We start from the raw sequence: 20,407 nt of genomic DNA, 5'->3' as shown, positions 1-20,407 counted from the left end.
CGCCTGAGTTCCATGCCGTCGGTTGCGGCGGCATGGTTGAAATACATGGCCGGATACTGGGAGTGTCCGGCCACTGTCGCCTGTCGCGTCGAGCGATGGCGGCGTGACGACATCGGCGCGCATACCCGTCAGGACAGACAGGGTAGCAGGGGGAGGGACGAATGCTGTCGCAGATAGTTTCCGCTTTGGGGGTCGTGGTCGTGGCGGTCTTCGCCTGCTCGGCCTACTTCTATTTTTCCAACAAGATCCTGGATTGGTCCCTGCCGGTGAAGGATGGTGACATCCATTCCGCAGCGCGCAACCTGAATCGCCGGGCGATGATCCGCCCGTGGCTGTTCATCGGGCCGGCCCTTCTCCTCCTTGTCGTCTACCTCGTTTATCCCGTGGTCGCGACGCTGATCCTGTCCTTCTATGATCGCTCCGGTGAGCAGTTTGTCGGCTTTGCGAACTATCAGTGGGCTTTCACCGACCGCGAATTCCGCCGGTCGATCTTCAACAACATCCTGTGGCTGGCGGTCGTGCCGGCGGCCTGCACCTTCTTCGGCCTCGTCATCGCCGTGATGACCGACCGCATCTGGTGGGGCAATATCGCCAAGAGCATCGTCTTCATGCCGATGGCGATCTCTTTCGTCGGCGCATCGGTTATCTGGAAGTTCATCTACGAATACCGCGGCGGCAACGATGTGCAGATCGGCCTCCTCAACGCGATCGTCCAGCTGTTCGGCGGGACACCTCAGGTATGGATCTCGGTTCCCTTCTGGAACAACTTTTTCCTGATGATCATCCTCATCTGGATTCAGACAGGTTTTGCGATGGTAATCCTGTCCGCGGCGCTCCGCGGCATCCCTGAGGAAACCATTGAAGCCGCCGTCATCGATGGCGCAAACGGCTGGCAGATCTTCTGGCGCATCATGGTGCCGCAGGTCTGGGGTACGATCGCCGTTGTCTGGACCACGATTACCATTCTCGTGCTCAAGGTCTTCGACATCGTGCTGACCATGACCAACGGTCAATGGAATACGATGGTGCTCGCCAACCTGATGTTCAACTGGCTGTTCCGAGGCGGTGGTGACTCCGGCCGAAGTGCTGTTATCGCGCTGATCATCATGCTGGCCGTGACGCCGATCATGGTCTGGAACGTCCGTCGCGCCAATCGCGAGCTGGGAGGCCACTGAGATGACGCTTACCCGAGATTTCTTCAAGATCGGCCCCGCCCGTCTCTTTGTCCACTTTGCGGTCCTCGTGATCGTCGTTCTGTGGCTGATCCCGACGCTCGGTATCTTTGTCAGCGCGTTGCGCGACAAGGACCAGCTCGTCGTCTCCGGCTGGTGGACGGCCTTTGCGGGCTCGTCACGCACCGTTGCCGTGCGCCTTGGACAGCCCGACCAGCAGAAGCAGGAAGGCGCCATTTACGTCATTTCGGGCAATGTGCTGGAAGGACAGCAGGGGCGCTCCATCCGCGCTTTCGGCACGCGCGTCCAGCAGCCGTCCGCCTACAAGGCGGGCGAGACGGCTGATCTCGGCGACGGCGTGTCGCTCACCGTCGCAGCCGACGGCAACTATCGCTATATGAAGTATGCCGCCTTCGGACCGGATGACGGCGGCCGCCGTGTCTACATTTCTGTCGCCACGCCGCCGGAATTCACGCTGCAGAACTACAAGAACGTTCTGACCAGCGAGGGTATCGGGCAGTCCTTCATCAACTCGCTGACTGTCACCATCCCGGCCACGATCATCCCGATCCTGATTGCCGCCTTCGCGGCCTACGCGCTGAGCTGGATGGAGTTTCCGGGGCGCGCGTTGTTGATCGCGCTTGTTGTCGGCCTTATCGTCGTGCCGCTGCAGATGTCGCTCATTCCGCTTCTGCGACTTTACAACGGCATCGGCGCACTGCTCGACGCTCCGTCGAAGACCTATCCCGGCATCTGGTTCGCGCACACTGCCTTCGGCATGCCGCTCGCAATCTATCTGCTGCGCGCCTACATCGCCGGTCTCCCGAGGGAAATTATTGAGTCCGCCCGCGTCGACGGCGCCAGCGATTTTGAAATCTTTACCCGTATCGTACTGCCCTTGTCCTTCCCCGCGCTCGCATCCTTTGCGATCTTCCAGTTCCTGTGGGTGTGGAACGACCTGCTTGTCGCCATGGTCTTCCTCGGCACCGACAGGGATCACCTCGTGCTGACAGGCGCGCTGAACGCGCTGCTCGGGTCACGGGGTGGCAACTGGGAAATCCTGACGGCCTCGGCCTTCGTCACCATTGTCGTACCGCTGCTCGTGTTCTTCGGCTTGCAGCGCTATCTGGTGCGTGGTCTGCTCGCGGGCTCGGTCAAGGGCGGTTAGCAACCCAAGACGATCGAACAGGAAACATGAGCATGGCATCCCAATCCATTTTGACGGCCGACAAGGACTGGTGGCGCGGCGCGGTGATCTATCAGATCTATCCGCGCTCCTACCAGGACTCCAATGGCGACGGCATCGGCGATTTGAAGGGGATCACCGCCCGGCTGCCGCATGTCGCCGCCCTCGGCGCCGACGCGATCTGGATCTCGCCTTTCTTCACTTCGCCAATGCGCGATTTCGGCTACGATGTCTCCGACTACGAGAACGTCGATGCCATTTTCGGCACGCTGGTGGATTTCGACACGCTGATTTCAGAGGCCCATCGCCTCGGCATTCGCGTGATGATCGACCTCGTCATCTCGCACAGCTCGGACCAGCATCCCTGGTTCGTCGAGAGCCGATCCAGCAAGACCAACGCGAAGGCCGACTGGTATGTCTGGGCTGATGCCAAGCCTGATGGCACGCCGCCGAACAACTGGCTGTCGATTTTCGGCGGTTCCGCATGGGCGTGGGATCCGACGCGCATGCAGTACTACATGCACAACTTCCTGACCTCGCAGCCGGACATGAACCTGCACAATCCCGAGGTTCAGGACCGGTTGCTTGATGTCGTCCGCTTCTGGCTGAAGCGCGGCGTCGATGGCTTCCGCCTCGATACGATCAACTTCTACTTCCACGACAGGGAACTGCGCGACAATCCGGCGCTCGCCCCCGAGCGCCGCAACGCTTCAACCGCTCCGGCGGTCAATCCCTATAACTTCCAGGAGCACCTTTACGACAAGAACCGGCCGGAGAACCTGGAGTTCCTGAAGCGCTTCCGCGCCGTGCTCGAGGAGTATCCGGCGATTGCTGCCGTCGGCGAGGTGGGCGACAGTCAACGCGGTCTTGAGATCGTCGGCGAATACACGTCAGGCAATGACAAGATGCATATGTGCTATGCCTTCGAGTTCCTGGCGCCTGACCCCTTGTCGCCCGAACGCGTCGAGGAGGTGATGGAAGACTTCGCGGCCGCGGCACCCGATGGCTGGGCCTGCTGGGCGTTTTCCAACCACGATGTCATGCGCCATGTCAGCCGCTGGGGCTCGCTGGTCGCCGATCACGATTCATTCGCCAAGCAGTATGCGTCGCTCCTGATGACGATGCGCGGTTCCGTCTGCCTCTACCAGGGCGAGGAACTCGGCCTGACCGAGGCCGATCTCGCCTATCAGGACCTGCAGGATCCCTACGGCATCCAGTTCTGGCCGGAATTCAAGGGCCGTGATGGTTGCCGCACGCCGATGGTTTGGGATAGCCAGGTCGCCCAGGGCGGCTTCTCGACCGTCAAGCCGTGGCTGCCGGTTCCTGTCGAACACATCCTGCGCGCCGTCAGCGTCCAGCAGGGCGACGAGAACTCGGTCCTCGAGCACTATCGCCGCTTCCTCGCCTTCCGCAAGCTGCATCCGGCCTTTGCCAAGGGCGAGATCGAGTTCATGGAACCGCAGGAGGACGTGCTGATTTTCGTGCGCGAGTACGGCAACGAAAAGCTGCTTTGCGTCTTCAACATGAGCGCTACCGAAAGTGCCGTCGTTTTGCCTGCCGGTGACTGGCAGGCGTTGACGGGCCACGGCTTCGTCAGCAATAACTACGGTGAGAAGATCGATATTCCGGCATGGGGAGCGTACTTCGCTCGTCTCGCCTGACGACTTGAGGAGGAGGATTTAATGACTGGACTGACGCTCAAGGATATTCGCAAATCCTACGGTTCCGTGGACGTTCTCCACGGCATCGATCTGGAGATCAAGGAGGGCGAGTTCGTTGTGTTCGTCGGTCCTTCGGGCTGCGGAAAATCCACCCTGCTGCGCATGATTGCCGGCCTGGAGAACATTACCGGTGGCGACATGTATATCGATGGCCAGCTGGTCAACGATGTGCCGCCGTCGAAGCGCGGCATCGCCATGGTGTTCCAGTCCTATGCGCTCTATCCGCACATGACGGTCTACGACAACATGGCGTTCGGCATGAAGATCGCCGGCGAAAACAAGCAGGAGATCGATCGCCGTGTTCGTGCGGCGGCCGACAGTCTTCAACTCGGCAAATATCTCGATCGCCTGCCGAAAGCGCTCTCCGGTGGTCAGCGCCAGCGTGTTGCCATCGGCCGCGCCATTTGCCGCAATCCGAAGGTCTTCCTCTTCGACGAGCCGCTGTCGAACCTCGACGCAGCTCTCCGTGTCGCGACCCGCATCGAGATCGCCCGCCTGAGCGAGCAGATGGCCGGCACGACAATGATCTACGTCACGCACGACCAGGTCGAGGCGATGACACTTGCCGACCGCATCGTCGTTCTTTCCGCCGGCAACATCGAGCAGGTGGGCGCACCGCTGGAGCTCTACGAGCGTCCGGCCAATCTCTTCGTCGCCAAGTTCATCGGCTCTCCGGCCATGAACGTCATTCCGTCGACGATTACCGAGGCTGGCAACTCAACGACGGTGACGCTGACCGGCGGCAAGTCCGTAACGCTGGACATTCCGACGGCGGGCTCTGAGAAGGGCAAGACCGCGAGCTTCGGCGTTCGCCCCGAGGATCTACGCATCGCCGGTGCCGGCGACGACTACCTCTTCGAGGGCGAAGTCTCGATCGTTGAAGCGCTCGGCGAAGTGACACTGCTCTACATCGAGGGTCTCGTTCCGGGCGAGCCGATCATCGTCAAGCTGCCTGGCATTTACGATATCAAGAAGGGCCAGAAGATGCACTTCTCGGCCGACCGCTCCAAGCTGCATCTTTTCGATGCGGAAGGGCGCACGTATCGTAAATAAAGTTGCCTCGTTGCGAACGAGAAAAATCAGGCCCGGGGACCGCGATGTGTTGCCCGGGCTTTGTTATGTATTTGATCGAAAACGGGTTTATTCTTGCAGGTTCGCTGCGGCGTTCAGTGTGTATAGCGTGCCGGATCGAAACTACTCTCACCTTCTGTTAAACATCGCCAGCTAGTATTTCCTCATTGAATATCGAAGGGAATACGGCGGTGGCAGCATCGAATCCAATGCCTTCCGGGCAGCACTTTCTAAATAAGGAGGAATCCTTCATGTACGACCGCGAAGTGCGGTTCAAAATGGAGGATACGATGAATGCCGCACGCATCGAATATACTGAGAAGGGCGTCATGCACATGGCGTCCCGGCGTTGCGATATCATTCGCATTTCGAAGAGCACGGCCGTCCTCGCGCTCCTCACCCAGTACGCCCTTCCGAAGCAGTTCTATCTCGATATCCCGGATGCACGCATCACCAAGATCGGCTGCATGCTAACGCGGGTGAATGCCAACAACACGATCGAAGTTCGCTTTCTGCGCATGCTAAATGATAAGGAACTCAACAAGATCTTCGTCTACAGCACACACCCGGCACACCGCGATCGCGTGCTCGACATCCGCGGCTGATTTCGCCAAGCATCAAAAGCAAAGCCCGCGAGTTTCCTCGCGGGCTTCGTTGTTTCTAGAGCGGGCTATTGCCTCAATGGAAGAGGACGCTGGCCCCGCGATCCGAAGGACCGACGGCGCGGCGGAAGGGCGAAAACAGCTCGCGGCCCATGCCGAATTCGTTCTCGGAAAGATCGGCAACCACGGACTCGCGTTCCGCCAGATCGGCAGCATCGACCAGAACCTCCAGCGTGCCGGCGATCGCGTCGAGGCGAATGATGTCGCCGTCCTTGATGCGAGCGATCGGACCACCATCGACAGCCTCCGGCGTCACGTGGATTGCAGCCGGAACCTTGCCCGAAGCGCCGGACATACGGCCGTCGGTCAGAAGTGCCACGCGGAAGCCGCGATCCTGCAGCACGCCGAGTGGCGGCGTCAGCTTGTGCAGTTCCGGCATGCCATTCGCCTTCGGTCCCTGGAAGCGAACGACGGCGATAAAGTCCTTGTTGAGCTTGCCTTCCTTGAAAGCGTCCTGCAGTTCCTGCTGGCTGTGGAAGACGATGGCCGGCGCTTCGATGACGTGGCGGTCCGGCTTGACTGCAGAGATCTTGATGACGGCCTTGCCGATATTGCCGCGAAGCATTTTCAGGCCGCCATTGGCCTGGAAGGGGGTTTCGATATTGGCAAGCACCTTCGGGTCGACACTCTTTTCCGGTGCCGGTTCGCGCACGATCGTGCCATCGTCACCGAGGCGGGGATCGATCGTGTAAGCCTGCAGGCCATGGCCGAAGACCGTACGAACGTCGTCATGCACCATGCCGTGCTTGAGCAGCTCCTTGATAAGGAAGCCCATGCCGCCGGCGGCGTGGAAGTGGTTCACGTCGGCAAGGCCGTTCGGATAAACGCGCGCCAGCAGCGGCACGATCTCGGATAGCTCGGCAATATCCTGCCAGGTCAGCTGGATGCCTGCTGCCCGCGCCATGGCGACGAGGTGTAGCGTGTGGTTCGTCGAGCCGCCGGTCGCGTGCAGGCCGACGACGCCGTTGACGATAGAGCGCTCATCGATCATCTCACCGGCCGGCGTGTATTCGTTGCCCTGGGCCGTAATCGCCAACGCACGCTTGGCAGCTTCGCGTGTGAAGGCTTCGCGCAGCGGAGTGCCTGGATTGATGAAGGAGGAGCCAGGCATATGGAAGCCCATAATCTCCATCAGCATCTGGTTCGAATTCGCCGTGCCGTAGAAGGTGCAGGTGCCCGGACCGTGGTAGGACTTCGACTCTGCTTCCAGCAGTTCGGCGCGGCCGACCTTGCCTTCGGCATAAAGCTGGCGCACGCGTGACTTCTCGTCGTTCGGCAGGCCCGACGTCATCGGACCGGCCGGCACGAAGATCGCCGGCAGATGCCCGAAGGAGAGGGCGGCGATGACAAGGCCGGGCACGATCTTGTCGCAGACGCCGAGGAAAAGCGCGGCATCGAACATATTGTGGGAGAGGCCCACGCCGGCAGCCATGGCGATCAGGTCGCGCGAGAACAAGGAAAGCTCCATTCCTGGCTGCCCCTGGGTGACGCCATCGCACATGGCAGGAACACCGCCGGCGACCTGCGCGATGCCCCCGGCTTCCGCTGCCGCCTCGCGGATGATCGCCGGATAATGCTCGAAGGGCTGGTGCGCGGAGAGCATGTCGTTGTAGGAAGTGATGATGCCGAGGTTTGGCACGCGGTCGCCTGCAAGCGCGTCCTTCTCGGCGGGGGAACAGACCGCAAAGCCGTGCGCGAGGTTGGCGCAACCGAGAACCGAGCGGCTTACACCCTTGGAGGTCGCATTGCGAAGGCGCTCCAGATAAAGTCCGCGTGTCGGCTTCGATCGTTCGACGATGCGGGAGGTGATCGCAGAAATGCGTGCATTAGCGGACATGGGAGGTATCCTGCCTTGTTTGCTCTTCAGTTTTTCGTTCGCGGCTATCTGCCCGAAGGCTTATGGAGCCCAGTAGATTTCGACGGGGCTCGCCGCCCGCCGCAAAATGGCGCGGATCGGCATCTCTGCCTCGTCGCCGGCGCTCTGCGCTTTCGTCAGGACGTCCTTCTTGCTCTCGCCTTCGATGTGAAGCACGAGCAGCTTTGCATCCTGAAGGCTGGAGAAGGTGAAGGTGAGCCGCGGCTCGCCCGCGCCCTCCGCCTCCATGGTGATGATACCACGCGGCGTGTTGGGGTCGAGCGCGACCTTCAGATTGCTGCCGCGCGGAAAGAACGAGGCGGTATGGCCGTCGCCGCCCATTCCGAGGATCGCCACATCGAAGGGATTGCCGATCGTGGCCGTCGCGCTCGTCGCAAGCCTCGCAGCCTCCTCGACCGAGCCTGCTGCCTGGTAGAGCGGCAGGAAGTTTGCAGCCTTCGCCTTGTTCCGCAGGAGGTTTTCGGCCACCAGCAGATGGTTCGAGCGCGGATTGTTCGCCGCTACGAAGCGTTCGTCGACGAGTGTGATGGTCACTTTGTTCCAGTCGAGATCGCGGGCCGAAAGCTCTTGGAAAAACAGTTTCGGCGTCGAGCCGCCGGAAACGGCAAAGGTTGCCGCTCCCCGTGCGTCGATTGCCGCGGAAAGCGACGCAGCGACTTTGTCGGCAAGGTTGCGAGCCAGTTCCGCGCCATTGGCAAAAGCATGCATCGTCGCTGCCATCGTTCTTTATCCTACAGGTTGTCGTGCCAGGTGCGGCCGTCACGCTCGATGAGCGCGATCGACTGGCTGGGGCCCCAGGTGCCGGCGGTGTATCCCTGTACCTTCTGGCCGGTCGAATCCCAACCCTTCAAGATCGGGTCGACCCACTGCCATGCGGCCTCGACTTCGTCGCGGCGCATGAACAGCGTCTGGTTTGAACGAATGACGTCCATCAGCAGCCGTTCATAGGCGTCCGGATTGCGGACCTGGAAAGCGTCGGCAAAGCTCATGTCGAGCGAGACGTTGCGGAGGCGCATGCCGCCCGGGCCCGGATCCTTGATCATCAGCGACTGCTTGACGCCTTCATCAGGCTGCAGGCGAATGATGAGCTGGTTCTGGTTGATACGGCCGGCGGACTGGTCGAAGACCGAGTGCGGGATCGACTTGAAGGTGATGACGATTTCCGACATGCGGCCGGCAAGACGCTTGCCGGTACGGATGTAGAAGGGAACGCCAGCCCAGCGCCAGTTGCCGATTTCGGCCTTGATGGCAACGAAGGTTTCGGTGTTCGAAACGCCGCCTTCGAGCTCCTCAAGGTAACCCTTGACCGGACCGCTGCTGGAAGCGCCGGCGCGATACTGGCCGCGAACGGTATTGGTCTCGACGTTCGATGCATTGATCGGCTTCAATGCGCGCAGCACCTTCAGCTTCTCGTCGCGGACGGCCTCGGAGTCCATCGAGGAGGGGACCTCCATCGCGACCAGGCAGACGAGCTGCATGATGTGGTTCTGCACCATGTCGCGCAGCGCGCCAGCGGTGTCATAATATCCGGCGCGGCCTTCGAGGCCGACCGACTCGGCAACCGTGATCTGCACGTGGTCGATATGGTTGGCGTTCCACAGCGGCTCATAGAGCGCATTGGCAAAGCGCAACGCCATCAGGTTCTGCACCGTTTCCTTGCCGAGATAGTGGTCGATGCGGAAGATCTGCTCTTCCTTGAAGACCTTGCCGATCGTGTCGTTCAGCTGCAGGGCGGAAGCAAGGTCGCGGCCGATCGGCTTTTCAACGACAATGCGCGTCGACTTGGTGATCAGCTTGTGGTCATGAATTTTCTGCGAAATGTCGCCGAAGATGCCCGGAGCAACGGCGAGGTAGAAGGCGCGCACGCGATCCTTGCCTTCGTCCAGAAGCTTCTTGAGCTGATCCCAGCCGGCATCCGAACGCGCATCCACCGGCACGTAGTACAGGCGCTGCAGGAACTTCGTAACCTCGGCCTCGTTGTATTCGCCCTTCTTGAGGTGCTCCTTCAGGGCGTCCTGGGCAAACTTGCGATATTCCTCGCTCGTCAGCGGGCTACGCGACGCGCCGATGATACGGGTCGGTTCGGAGAACTGCCCCTCGATCTGACGATGGTAAAGGGCAGGCAGCAACTTGCGTTCCGCAAGGTCGCCGCTGCCACCGAAAACGACATAATCAAAGGGTTCAACGGGGATGGTTTGGCTGCTCATGAGGATGTCTCTCAATCAGACGGGTTATTGGCTCTTTAATCTAATCGATTTAAAAAAGCCAGTGTGCGATGCAATGAATCTCTCGGAAAGAGGTTTTAGATCGAATTGCCGGGCGATGAAATCCGCAATCTGACTAAAACTTGTCGCGCAGTGCAAACCAGGAGAGCGCCAGGAAAAGCAGCGGCGCGCGCATGGCCGCACCCCCGGGAAAGGCCGGAATATCGAGCGACTTGAAAAGATCGAGATCCGCCGATTTTCCCAGAACCGCTTCGGCATAGAGCTTTCCGCAGTAATTGGCGAGCATGACACCATGACCGGAATAGCCGCCGATCGACGTCACGCCAGGCATGACCTCGCGCACAAAAGGCTGACGCGGCATGGTGATGCCGACCGAACCGCCCCAGGCATGCGTGATCTCGATGTCCCGAAGCGCCGGGTAAATCTCGGCGATCTGCCGGCGGATGTGCTGCGTTATGTCGCGCGGATTGTCGGCCGTATAGGCTTCGCGCCCGCCGAAGAGCAATCGTCCGTCCTTGGACTTGCGGAAGTAGCGCACGACAAAGCGCGAGTCGGCCACGGACTCGCCGCCCGGCAGCACCTGCGGATGCGCGTCGAGCGGCACCGTGGCGCCAATGAAGGAGCGGATAGGCATCACGTGACTTGCCGTCACCGGCTCGAGATTGCCGACATAGCCGTTGCAGGCGATCAGCGCCCTGTCGGCAGTGATCGTGCCCCTTGGCGTCTCGATCAACACCTTGCTGCTGCCATGAAGGATCGCCGAGGCCTTGGTCATCTCGAAGATCTGCGCGCCGGCATTGGCGGCAACCCGGGCAAGGCCGATCAGCAGCTTCAGCGGATGGATGTGGCCCGTCCCAATGTCGCGAACGCCGCAGTGGTAGCGCGTCGAGCCGAGCCGTTCCTGCGTTTCGGCTTTGTCCATGAAGCGCACATGCGGATAGTTGTAGCGCATCGCCGCGATCTCGGCGTTTTCGTAGTAGTTGGCCCTGTAGCTCGGCTTGTGTGCAACGTTCATCTGCCCCGGCATGTAGTCCATGTCGATCTGATAGTCGGTCGCGAAATCCATGAGATGGTGCTTGGCCGCCTCGGCGAGATCGAACAGCGCGCGCGAACGCTCGTAGCCGATCTTTTCCTCAAGCTCTTCCGGCCACCAGCGTTGCCCGGTGCCGAGCTGGCCGCCGTTGCGCCCCGAGGCGCCGTCGCCGAACCGGCACGCCTCGATGAGAACCACCGAGACGCCGGATTTGGCGAGATTGTAGGCGGCCTGAAGGCCGGTGTAGCCGCCGCCGACGATTGCGACGTCGCATGTCTTCGAGCCGTCCATTTCCGGGTAGGTCGGCCGCTCGCCTGATGTTGCCTGATACCAGGAAATGCCGGGCGCAATCGGGCTCTGCCATCTCTCCTGCGATGTCATGATGAAGCCCTCCCTAAACATTCAGCAGAAGGAATTCGCGCTCCCAGGGGCTGATCACCTGCATGAAAGTTTCGAATTCTCCGCGCTTCACACCGGCGTAGATGCCGAGGAACTCCTTGCCGAACACTTCCTCGAAGGCTTCCTCGTCTTCCATCAACGCGACTGCTTCCAGAAGGCCGCGTGGCAGTTCGATCGAGCCCTCGTTTGCCGTATCCTCTGTTGGTGCTGTCGGCTCGATGCCCTTCATGATGCCGAGCAGGCCCGATGCGAGCGAGGCGGCGAGCGCAAGGTAAGGGTTGGCATCCGAACTCGGCAGGCGGTTTTCGACGCGCCGTGCCTGCGGATCGGATACCGGGACGCGGAACGCCGTCGTGCGGTTGTCATAACCCCAGGCATTGTTGACGGGCGCCGACATGTCAGGCGTCAGCCGCCGATAGGAGTTCACATAGGGCGCCAGCATCACCATGGAACTCGGCACGTATTTCTGCAGGCCGCCGATGAAATGGAAGAACTCACGAGAGGCGGAACCATCAGGGTTGGAGAAGATGTTCTTGCCGGTTTCCTGGTTCACGACCGACTGGTGGATGTGCATCGCCGAGCCCGGCTGTCCCTGCATCGGCTTGGCCATGAAGGTGGCATAGATGCCGTGCTTCATCGCCGCTTCGCGGATCGTGCGCTTGAACAGGAACACTTGGTCGGCAAGTTCGATCGGATTGCCGTGGCGCAGGTTGATTTCCAGCTGCGCCGGGCCTTCTTCGTGGATCAGCGTATCGATCTCGAGACCCTGCTTTTCCGAGAAATGGTAGATGTCGTCGATCAGTTCGTCGAATTCGTTGATGCCGGCGATCGAATAGCCCTGACCCCCGAGGATCGAACGGCCGGAGCGGCCCTTCGGCGGATGCAGCGGATAATCCGGGTCATCATTCTTCGCCACGAGGTAGAACTCGATCTCGGGCGCCACGATCGGCTTCCAGCCGCGATCGCCATAGAGTTTCAGCACGCGCTTCAGAACGTTTCGCGGCGTGTAGGGGACCTCTTCCCCATCCACGCTAACGATATCACAGATCACCTGCGCCGTCGGGTCGGTTTCCCAGGGGACGACCGAAAGCGTCGAAAGGTCAGGCACCAGCTTCAGGTCGCTGTCGCGCGGCTCGTAGCGGAAGCTTTCCGTCTCGTCCGGATATTCGCCGGAGATGGTGTGACGGTAGATCGCCGAAGGCAGCGCAAGCGAGGTGTTTGACGTGAACTTGGAACTCGGCATCATCTTGCCGCGCGGCACGCCGGCAAGATCCGGCGTAATGCATTCGATGTCTTCAATGCCGCGCGCCCGTAAGAACTGCGCTGCTTCCTTCCAGTTTTCCACGCCGCGCTGATGTCCGGGGTCCGGGGGTGTCTTCTTCGAGGCAGGTACGTTTCTGGCAGGCTTCAGCGTCGTCTTTTTTGGGGACATGACACACCGGTTTGCGTTGATCGTGACGGCATCATAGCTGGAGTTTGGCAATTGGCGAGGGGGACGCACGTTGACTTTCGCCTCTTGATGGAAAAAGAAGATGCCTTTCGACAAGGGAAGTGGTTTTGCAGCGAAAAAGCGATGTGATCGTCATCGGCGCGGGCGCAGCCGGCATGATGTGCGCCATTCGCGCCGCTCAGCGCGGCCGCTCGGTCATCGTTCTCGACCATGCGAAATCGCCGGGCGAAAAGATCCGCATCTCCGGGGGGGGGCGCTGCAATTTCACCAACATTCACGCCGGCCCGAAGAGCTTCCTCTCCGCCAATCCGCATTTCTGCAAGTCGGCGCTGGCGCGCTTCACGCCTTCGGATTTTATTGCCATGGTCGATCGTCATCGGATTGCCTGGCGCGAGAAGACGCTTGGGCAGCTGTTTTGCGACGACAGCGCCAAGGACATCATCCGCATGCTTCTCGATGAGATGCAGGCTGCCGGAGCGGCGTTGCATCTGCGCACCGAGATCGCGGACGTGGAAAAGAGCTGCGAAGGCTTCCGCATCTCGACGTCGGAGGGGGCATATGAATGTCGCTCGCTGGTGATCGCGAGCGGCGGCAAGTCTATCCCGAAAATGGGTGCCACGGGCTTTGCCTATCGCATTGCTGAGCAGTTCGGCCTTCCCATGGTGGAGACGCGGCCTGGACTTGTGCCGCTGACCCTGGATCAGGCGACGCTCGAAAGCCTTTCCGACCTGTCGGGCATATCGGCGCCAGCCGAAATCCGTCACGGCAAGACAGCATTCCGCGAAGCCCTGCTGTTCACCCATCGCGGCCTCAGCGGGCCTGCGATCCTGCAAATCTCCTCCTACTGGCGCGAGGGCGAGGACATCACCGTCGACATCGAGCCCGATGTCGATCTGTTCGAACATCTGAAGGCGGCGAAAAGGGTGAATGGCCGGCAGTCCGCTCAGACGGCGCTGGCCGAGATACTCCCGAAGCGGCTGGCGCAATATATGGCCGACCGAGAAGGCATCGTCGGCCATATGGCCGATCTTTCCGACAAGGTCCTGGCGCGTTTGGCCGAAGCGATACAAAGCTGGAAAATCAAGCCGTCCGGCTCTGAGGGCTACAGGACTGCCGAAGTGACGCTCGGCGGCATCGATACGACGGGGCTCGACTCCCGTACCATGGCGGCGAAGAGTATTCCGGGCCTCTATTTCATCGGTGAATGTGTCGACGTGACCGGCTGGCTCGGCGGCTATAACTTCCAGTGGGCCTGGGCTTCGGGCTTCGTCGCCGGTGAATCTTTATAGGCGCGAAACTATCTGCTCGATTCAAGAGTTCTTAAGAAGGGTGCGCCATCCTGCCTCATGACGGAATGGAAAAGCACTTCCTAAATAGAGCTTTACCAACAGGTCGTTTTGTTGGATTGTTGTGTCAGAAATGAAGTGAGGTTCTGCAAAATGAACAGGAACGCACGACGCGCCCGCGCCATTGCAATCGCTCAAGCCAAGCCCGACAACAAGCTCGTTGCCGCACGCTACTTCGTCCTCTCTGCCAGTGCATTGGCCGCCGTGGCCGCTCTCCTCCTCGCACGTTGGTTCTGACACTCCCGATCTCGGATCTGTGAGCATCGGCCGCATTCGGGCCGCCGGCCATCTCTGGGCCAAATCGATTTGACCACCGCTAAAATCGATTTGATTGCGGCTATCCGTAATTTCCGCTTATCCGAAAATTAAGACATCCTCTGCAAAACTTGCTCGATGATTTTTTGGGCGCTTCCGCGTTGGCGTGAGGCGAACCGGCAATGACTGCCGACCGGGCCTCGCCGTCCGGGACTCCAATGTTCCAATAAAGCAGCTCGATGCACTCGGTCGGCGCCCCGCCAGGCGGCCGGCGGGAGGAGTGGTGTATGGAAGGCCGGAACCGCTATGTTGATTGACAAGTTTCTTTCCCGTTTCAAGATCAAGACCAAGGTCCTGATCTTTGTATTGCCCTTCGTCGTGAGCATTTCTGCCGTCGGCCTGACCGGCCTCTATGCTTCGGGCATGCTGCAGGGACGTATGGAAATCTCCAACAGCGTCCTGCAGTCGCTCAGCGGGTTCAAGGATCTCTATGGCTCCATGGACGACTTCCTGCAAATGACCAGCCAGGAAGCGCGTGACAAGCTTTACGGGGACATCAAGACGCAACAGGGCACGCTGAACGCCACGCTGAAGCAGATCGGCGACAATGGCGGTCGCGACAACCTTCTTGCCGCCATCGACGGTACCTCGGGAATTTCCGACACCGTGGGCAAGCTCTGGACCCTGCACGAGCAGGAGCTCGCCCTTCGCAAGTCGATCGATGACGCGCAGAAGGTGATGATCACCAGCCGCTTCAACGTCAACTACGATGCGCAGCAACTCGAGGAAAACATCCGCAAGGATGAGGGCAACGCCACTGCAACGCTGCGCGCCGCCGACCGCCTGCTGAAGGGCGGTGATACCCTTGCGGCCGTCATGGCCGACTTCAACAAGGCCCAGCTGCCGGCTGACAAGCTGAAGGTCGTCACGGACGCCATTCCCGCTATCGCAAAGGCGCAGCGCCTGATCGAGATTTCGGTCCCCGCGAACCAGAAGAGCATGACACAGTCGCTGTCGCAGACGATCAGCGACGTGAAGGCGCAGGCAACGGCGGCCGATGCCGGCACCGACGAGGCGATCGCCAATCTCGGGCGACTTGTCTCCCGCTTCCGTCAGATGTCGACCTATACCCAGCTGACGGCAACGCAGATGATGCGCGCAGCGACGACGACCTTCGTCGAGCTCGACAGCCGTATCGCGCAGACGAACTCTGTTCTCGAAGACACGCGCCGTCTGGAGAGCGCGATCTACTCGCTGCAACTCGTGCTCGGTGAGTTCGCTGCCAAGCCTGGCAAGGAAAATCGCGTCCGCCTGCATCAGGAGATCGCGACGCTCGGCACCAACCTAAACACGCTGCTCGCCAGCGCGAAGGGCATGAATTTCGCGGAAGACATCGTCGCGGCAATGTCGCCTGCCCTTGCCTCCATGGATAAGGATGCGCAGAGCCTGGTCGACACGATCAACCAGCGCGTCACCGACTACGCATCCGCTCGCCAGCAGCTTGATGCCGTCTGGGGGCAGCTCACGACGTTTGCCGAATTGCAGAAGAAGAGCGCCGGTGCCGAGCGCACCCAGGCAAATGGCATCTCCGTGCTGACGACGGGCCTCGGCATCCTGGTTTCGATCATCGGCGGCATTGCCCTTGTCCTGACGCTGCAGCGCCCGATCGGCCAGATCACCGCCGCGATGCGCCGCATTGCCGATGGTGCGCTCGACACCAACATCTCGGGCGACCAGCGGTATGACGAAATCGGCGACATTGCCCGCGCGCTTGGCATCTTCAAGGAAAATGCGATCTCCAAGATCCGCATTGAGGAGCAGAGCGAGGAAGAGCGCGTCGCGGCCGAGCATGAACGCCAGCGCAACGACGCCGAGAAGCGCGAAATGGACCGCCAGATCGAGTTTGCTGTCAATGCGCTTGCCTCCGGTCTCGAGCGCATGTCGCAGGGTGATATTTCGACCACGATCGACACGCCGTTCATCGGTCGCCTCGAGCAGCTCCGCCAGGACTTCAACGGTTCGATGATGCGCCTGCAGGCCACCATGAGCCAGATCCGCGACAACGTCGAGATGATCCAGGGCAACGGCAACCAGATGGCTCAGTCTGCTGAAGACCTCTCCAAGCGTACTGAGCAGCAGGCGGCTTCGCTGGAGGAAACCGCCGCTGCCGTTGACCAGATCACTGTCACGGTCCGTTCTTCGGCCGAGCGGGCCAAGGACGCCGATCAGATCGTGCGTCAGGCAAAACGCAGCGCCGACGACTCCGCAGTTGTCGTCAGCAACGCGATCGACGCAATGGGCCGGATCGAAGCGGCGTCCCGGCAGATCGAACAGATCATCGGCGTCATCGACGAGATCGCATTCCAGACCAATCTGCTGGCTCTGAACGCCGGCATCGAGGCAGCACGCGCCGGTGAAGCCGGCAAGGGCTTCGCCGTCGTCGCCATGGAAGTGCGTGAATTGGCGCAGCGCTCCGCTGCTGCGGCGCAGGAGATCAAGGGTCTCATTAACAAGTCGACCACCGAAGTCAGCTCCGGCTCGCAGTTCGTGCAGGAGACCGGCACGGTGCTCGCGAAGATCAGTGCCCAGATCGTCACGATCAGCCAGCATGTCGAAACGATCGCCCGCGCGAGCCATGATCAGTCGAGCGCACTTGGTGAAGTCAACGCGACGGTCAACCAGATGGACCAGATGACGCAGCAGAATGCGGCCATGGTTGAAGAGACGACGGCAGCAAGCCGCGAGCTTGCGGTCGAGGCGGATTCACTGCTGCGGCTCATCCAGCAGTTCAAGATCGACGGCGACATGCAGGCGAGCGTCTACCGCGCGGCATAAGACGACGACCAAAACAAGCGCTTGGAAGGCCCCGGTATACCCGGGTTCTTCTGTTTTTCCGAATATCGGCCGCGTCTTTTTAAGTTTTCGACGATTATCAATTTTTTGAAGATTTTCTTTAAATTTTCGCATTAGCCTCCGGGGCTTACGTCTCAGGGGATACCTATGCTACGCCTGTTCTCGGCTTCCATCGTACGTCAGATCGTCGCCATCACACTCGTTCTACTCGTCTTCAGCACCGCAGCGATCGTCTGCGCCACCTATTACAATCTGAGCGCTTACGTGATGACGAGCGCCGTGTCTGACGCCAAGGATGCAAGCAGGACGATGGCGGTCCTCTACGGCGCGAGCGATGCCGGAGTGAAGGTCGACGTGAGCAACAACGAGCTTGCCGGGGTAACCGAGGAAAAGCTGCCATCGCTCGGCGATCACGTTCTGGTCGATCGCACCGCACAGTCGATTGCTGGCGTTGCCACCGTCTTTGAACGCCAAGGCAGCGACTACGTCCGTGTTTCCACGAACGTCAAGAAAGAGAACGGCGACCGCGCTGTCGGCACGAAGCTCGCGGCGGATCATCCCGCGCAGGCGGTACTGGCCAAGGGGCAGGCCTACTACGGCCCGGCTGACCTTTTCGGTCGGAAGTTCATGACAGGTTATTTTCCGGTGAAGAACACGGCCGGTTCAAACGTCGGCATCCTGTTCATCGGCATCCCGATGGAGGTCTATTACAGCAGCCTGCAGCAACTGCTGATGCTGGTGGCCGGTGTCGGTGTAGCGGTATTGCTGCTCGTCGGCGTGGCAGCCTACTTCGCCATCCGGGCGTCCATCAGGCCGCTCGAGGCGCTGACGGCGACCATTCATACGATTTCCGACGGCAATCTCGACAGGCCGATCCCTTGCGTTGAGAAGCAGAACGAATTCGGCGCGATCGGACGCGCGCTCGCGCTGTTCCGCGACAACGCCCGCGCCCGCCAGGACTTGGAGATGCAGGCGGCCGAACAGCGGCAGCTTAGCGATAGTGAACGTGCCCGCAACGACGCCGAGAAGCGCGCGCTTGACGGCCAGATCGACTTCGCCGTCAACCAGCTCGCCGCCGGTTTGGGGCGCCTGGCGCAGGGCGATGTTTCGCAGACGATCCAGACGCCGTTTGTCGGTCGCCTTGAGCAGCTTCGCGTCGATTTCAATGCGTCGCTCGTGCGGCTGCAGGAAACCTTGGCGCGCATTCGCGACAACACCGCTTCGATCCAGAACAACTCCGGCGCGATGCTGGCGTCTGCCGATGAGCTTTCGAAGCGTACGGAAGCACAGGCTGCCAACCTGGAGGAGACGGCGGCCGCAGTTGAGCAAATCACCGTGACCGTCAAATCGTCGGCTGTACGTGCCCGCGAAGCGAATGATGCCGTGTCCGCGACCAAGAAAAACGCCGATAGTTCAGGCGCTGTCGTCACCGACGCGGTCGCGGCGATGAACCGTATCGAAGAGGCGTCGAAGCAGATCGAGCAGATCATCGAAGTCATCGATGACATTGCGTTCCAGACGAACCTTCTGGCGTTGAATGCCGGTATCGAAGCCGCCCGGGCTGGCGAGGCGGGCAAGGGCTTTGCCGTGGTTGCGCAGGAGGTGCGCGAACTTGCACAGCGGTCCGCCGATGCGGCGCGCGAAATCAAGGGGCTGATCGAGAAGTCGACGCGCGAGGTTACCGCAGGCTCCGGCCTTGTGCAGAAGACCGGTGCCGTGCTCGCTGCGATCAGCCAGGAGATCATTGCGATCAGCAGCCATGTCGAAATGATTGCGACGGCAAGCCAGGATCAGTCCGCTGCCCTGCAGGAGGTCAACGGCGCGGTCAATGCGATGGACCAGATGACGCAGCAGAACGCCGCCATGGTCGAGGAAACGACCGAGGCGAGCCGCCAGCTCGCCAACGAGGCCGATGCGTTGATGACGCTGGTACAGCAGTTCCGGTTCGAAGCCGCCCAGAATTACGACCGCGTGAGGCATGCGGCGTGACCGACGTTCCCGGATCGGCAAGCGTCCGTTCTTCCGGAGCGGCGCTTCCCGCTCCATAGCCACGGAGACGTGAGGAAAGCCGCGAAGCGGACCGCGCGGGAGCTGCCGAGGCTCTCGTAGAATTCGCTTTCGGCCTTTGCCGAGTACTTGTCACGACTGCCATTTAGCAGGTCTGCAATCTGGGCGACGGCGATGAGAGTGATCATGGCGATGTCCTTCTATATGGGCATCGCCTTAGTTATTCCTCGAAATTTGGTTTATAAACGGGAATTTCCTCACTATGTTTTTCATCGATGAAAAACACACAATGGGATTCCTTTCAGCTATTCGTGCAGGTCGCTCGCTTCGGCGGGCTGACGGGCGCCAGTGCGTCGAGCGGGCTCAGTCCCGCCACGATTGGTCGTCGCATGCTCGATCTCGAGCATGAGATCGGCAAGGCGCTCTTCATCCGCAGCCAGAAGGGTTACAGCCTCACCGCGGATGGCCAGGTCCTTTTGGATCATCTGCAGGACATGGAGGCCGCGGCGCGCAAGATTGACGCCTGGCGGCAGGCCGGGAGCGTTGGTGCGACGGTCAAGGTTGCCGCCGGCACTTGGGTCGCGTGGCTTCTGACGGAGAATTTCGCCGCGATCCGCAAACCCGGCGATGCCTTCGCTATCTCTTTGACGGTCGGCGAAGCGCGCGCCAACCTCAATTACAGGGAAAGCGATATCGGCATCCGCGCCTTCGAGCCCGAAGAAAGCAACCTTGCCGCCCGCCTGCTGGGCGAGGTGGCCTACGCGGTCTATACGAGACGCAATGTTGACGCGACCGAGGACAGGTGGGTGGCCGTCTCCGAAGAGGATGCGATCTCGAACTATCTCCGCTGGCCGCACCGCAATGCAGGCGGCTTGATCGTTGCAACGGTCAACCGGCCACGCTCGCTGCTGGAGCTGGTGAGAGGAGGGGCGGGCAAGGCGGTCTTGCCATGCTTCGTCGGCGACCTCGATCCCGAACTGCAGCGTCTTGGCGGCGAACTGCCGGAATTGCGCCACCGGCAGTGGATCGTCATGAACAACGAGGATCGGCACCGGCCGGAAATCCGGACCGTTGCCGATCGCATGACGAAATTGCTGAAGAGCTATGTCGATCTGTTTGCGGGCAGGCGCGCCAGCCGAAGTTGAGGGCGC

Annotated in this window: 16 protein-coding genes; 10 read left to right on the top strand and 6 right to left on the bottom strand. The window is 60.7% G+C overall.

The annotated features are described in order from the left end of the window. The first annotated feature begins 161 nt into the window (after positions 1 to 161). From AC1DPR_RS12380 to AC1DPR_RS12360, 5 genes are all read left to right on the top strand, one after another. The gene (locus AC1DPR_RS12380; protein ID WP_477816421.1) at positions 162 to 1,175 is read left to right on the top strand and encodes a carbohydrate ABC transporter permease; all 1,014 of its coding nucleotides are present in this window, start codon (positions 162 to 164) and stop codon (positions 1,173 to 1,175) included. Between the two features lies 1 nt (position 1,176). After that, positions 1,177 to 2,340, top strand: coding sequence for a carbohydrate ABC transporter permease (locus tag AC1DPR_RS12375; protein ID WP_018856821.1), 1,164 nt, complete (start codon positions 1,177 to 1,179; stop codon positions 2,338 to 2,340). 26 nt (positions 2,341 to 2,366) lie between these two features. Continuing rightward, a complete protein-coding gene (gene bglA / locus AC1DPR_RS12370; RefSeq protein ID WP_477816420.1) occupies positions 2,367 to 4,019 on the top strand; it encodes a beta-galactosidase BglA in 1,653 nt (550 codons plus the stop codon). Positions 4,020 to 4,040: 21 nt separating this feature from the next. Next, positions 4,041 to 5,132 (top strand): ABC transporter ATP-binding protein, encoded by a 1,092-nt coding sequence (locus AC1DPR_RS12365; RefSeq protein ID WP_018856823.1) that lies wholly within the window; start codon positions 4,041 to 4,043, stop codon positions 5,130 to 5,132. A 269-nt stretch (positions 5,133 to 5,401) separates the two neighbouring features. Beyond that, the gene (locus tag AC1DPR_RS12360; protein ID WP_018856824.1) at positions 5,402 to 5,755 is read left to right on the top strand and encodes a hypothetical protein; all 354 of its coding nucleotides are present in this window, start codon (positions 5,402 to 5,404) and stop codon (positions 5,753 to 5,755) included. A gap of 73 nt (positions 5,756 to 5,828) precedes the next feature. Here AC1DPR_RS12360 and edd read toward each other — a convergent pair whose 3' ends face one another. From edd to AC1DPR_RS12335, 5 genes are all read right to left on the bottom strand, one after another. Then, the gene (gene edd / locus AC1DPR_RS12355) at positions 5,829 to 7,649 is read right to left on the bottom strand and encodes a phosphogluconate dehydratase (RefSeq protein WP_018856825.1); all 1,821 of its coding nucleotides are present in this window, start codon (positions 7,647 to 7,649) and stop codon (positions 5,829 to 5,831) included. A 60-nt stretch (positions 7,650 to 7,709) separates the two neighbouring features. Further along, positions 7,710 to 8,408, bottom strand: a complete 699-nt coding sequence (gene pgl / locus AC1DPR_RS12350; protein ID WP_018856826.1) for a 6-phosphogluconolactonase — start codon at positions 8,406 to 8,408, stop codon at positions 7,710 to 7,712. Positions 8,409 to 8,419: 11 nt separating this feature from the next. Further along, the gene (gene zwf / locus AC1DPR_RS12345) at positions 8,420 to 9,895 is read right to left on the bottom strand and encodes a glucose-6-phosphate dehydrogenase (RefSeq protein WP_113470050.1); all 1,476 of its coding nucleotides are present in this window, start codon (positions 9,893 to 9,895) and stop codon (positions 8,420 to 8,422) included. A gap of 133 nt (positions 9,896 to 10,028) precedes the next feature. Beyond that, positions 10,029 to 11,327: an NAD(P)/FAD-dependent oxidoreductase gene (locus AC1DPR_RS12340; RefSeq protein WP_477816419.1), complete on the bottom strand. Its 1,299-nt coding sequence runs from the start codon at positions 11,325 to 11,327 to the stop codon at positions 10,029 to 10,031. 13 nt (positions 11,328 to 11,340) lie between these two features. Next, a complete protein-coding gene (locus AC1DPR_RS12335) occupies positions 11,341 to 12,777 on the bottom strand; it encodes a glutamine synthetase family protein (RefSeq protein ID WP_025659508.1) in 1,437 nt (478 codons plus the stop codon). A gap of 125 nt (positions 12,778 to 12,902) precedes the next feature. Here AC1DPR_RS12335 and AC1DPR_RS12330 point away from each other — a divergent pair, with 125 nt between their 5' ends. The 4 genes from AC1DPR_RS12330 (at position 12,903) to AC1DPR_RS12315 (ending at position 19,238) form a co-directional block, all read left to right on the top strand. After that, the gene (locus AC1DPR_RS12330) at positions 12,903 to 14,084 is read left to right on the top strand and encodes a BaiN/RdsA family NAD(P)/FAD-dependent oxidoreductase (RefSeq protein WP_198011811.1); all 1,182 of its coding nucleotides are present in this window, start codon (positions 12,903 to 12,905) and stop codon (positions 14,082 to 14,084) included. Between the two features lie 150 nt (positions 14,085 to 14,234). After that, on the top strand, positions 14,235 to 14,378 hold the full coding sequence (locus AC1DPR_RS12325) for a hypothetical protein (RefSeq protein WP_018856831.1): 144 nt from the start codon (positions 14,235 to 14,237) through the stop codon (positions 14,376 to 14,378). Between the two features lie 324 nt (positions 14,379 to 14,702). Next, positions 14,703 to 17,231: a methyl-accepting chemotaxis protein gene (locus AC1DPR_RS12320; RefSeq protein WP_018856832.1), complete on the top strand. Its 2,529-nt coding sequence runs from the start codon at positions 14,703 to 14,705 to the stop codon at positions 17,229 to 17,231. Positions 17,232 to 17,396: 165 nt separating this feature from the next. Continuing rightward, positions 17,397 to 19,238, top strand: coding sequence for a methyl-accepting chemotaxis protein (locus tag AC1DPR_RS12315; RefSeq protein ID WP_025659505.1), 1,842 nt, complete (start codon positions 17,397 to 17,399; stop codon positions 19,236 to 19,238). Here the strand turns inward: AC1DPR_RS12315 and AC1DPR_RS12310 are convergent. Continuing rightward, positions 19,211 to 19,444, bottom strand: coding sequence for a hypothetical protein (locus AC1DPR_RS12310; protein WP_113470046.1), 234 nt, complete (start codon positions 19,442 to 19,444; stop codon positions 19,211 to 19,213). The two genes, AC1DPR_RS12315 and AC1DPR_RS12310, sit on opposite strands and share 28 nt — an antisense overlap. A gap of 87 nt (positions 19,445 to 19,531) precedes the next feature. Here AC1DPR_RS12310 and AC1DPR_RS12305 point away from each other — a divergent pair, with 87 nt between their 5' ends. After that, positions 19,532 to 20,401 carry a LysR family transcriptional regulator gene (locus AC1DPR_RS12305; protein WP_018856835.1) on the top strand — a complete coding sequence of 290 codons (870 nt, stop codon included), beginning with the start codon at positions 19,532 to 19,534 and terminating at the stop codon, positions 20,399 to 20,401. Positions 20,402 to 20,407 lie beyond the last annotated feature (6 nt).

Source organism: Rhizobium sp. 01T417, assembly GCF_056398905.1.
This window is presented reverse-complemented; position numbering and strand designations above follow the sequence as displayed.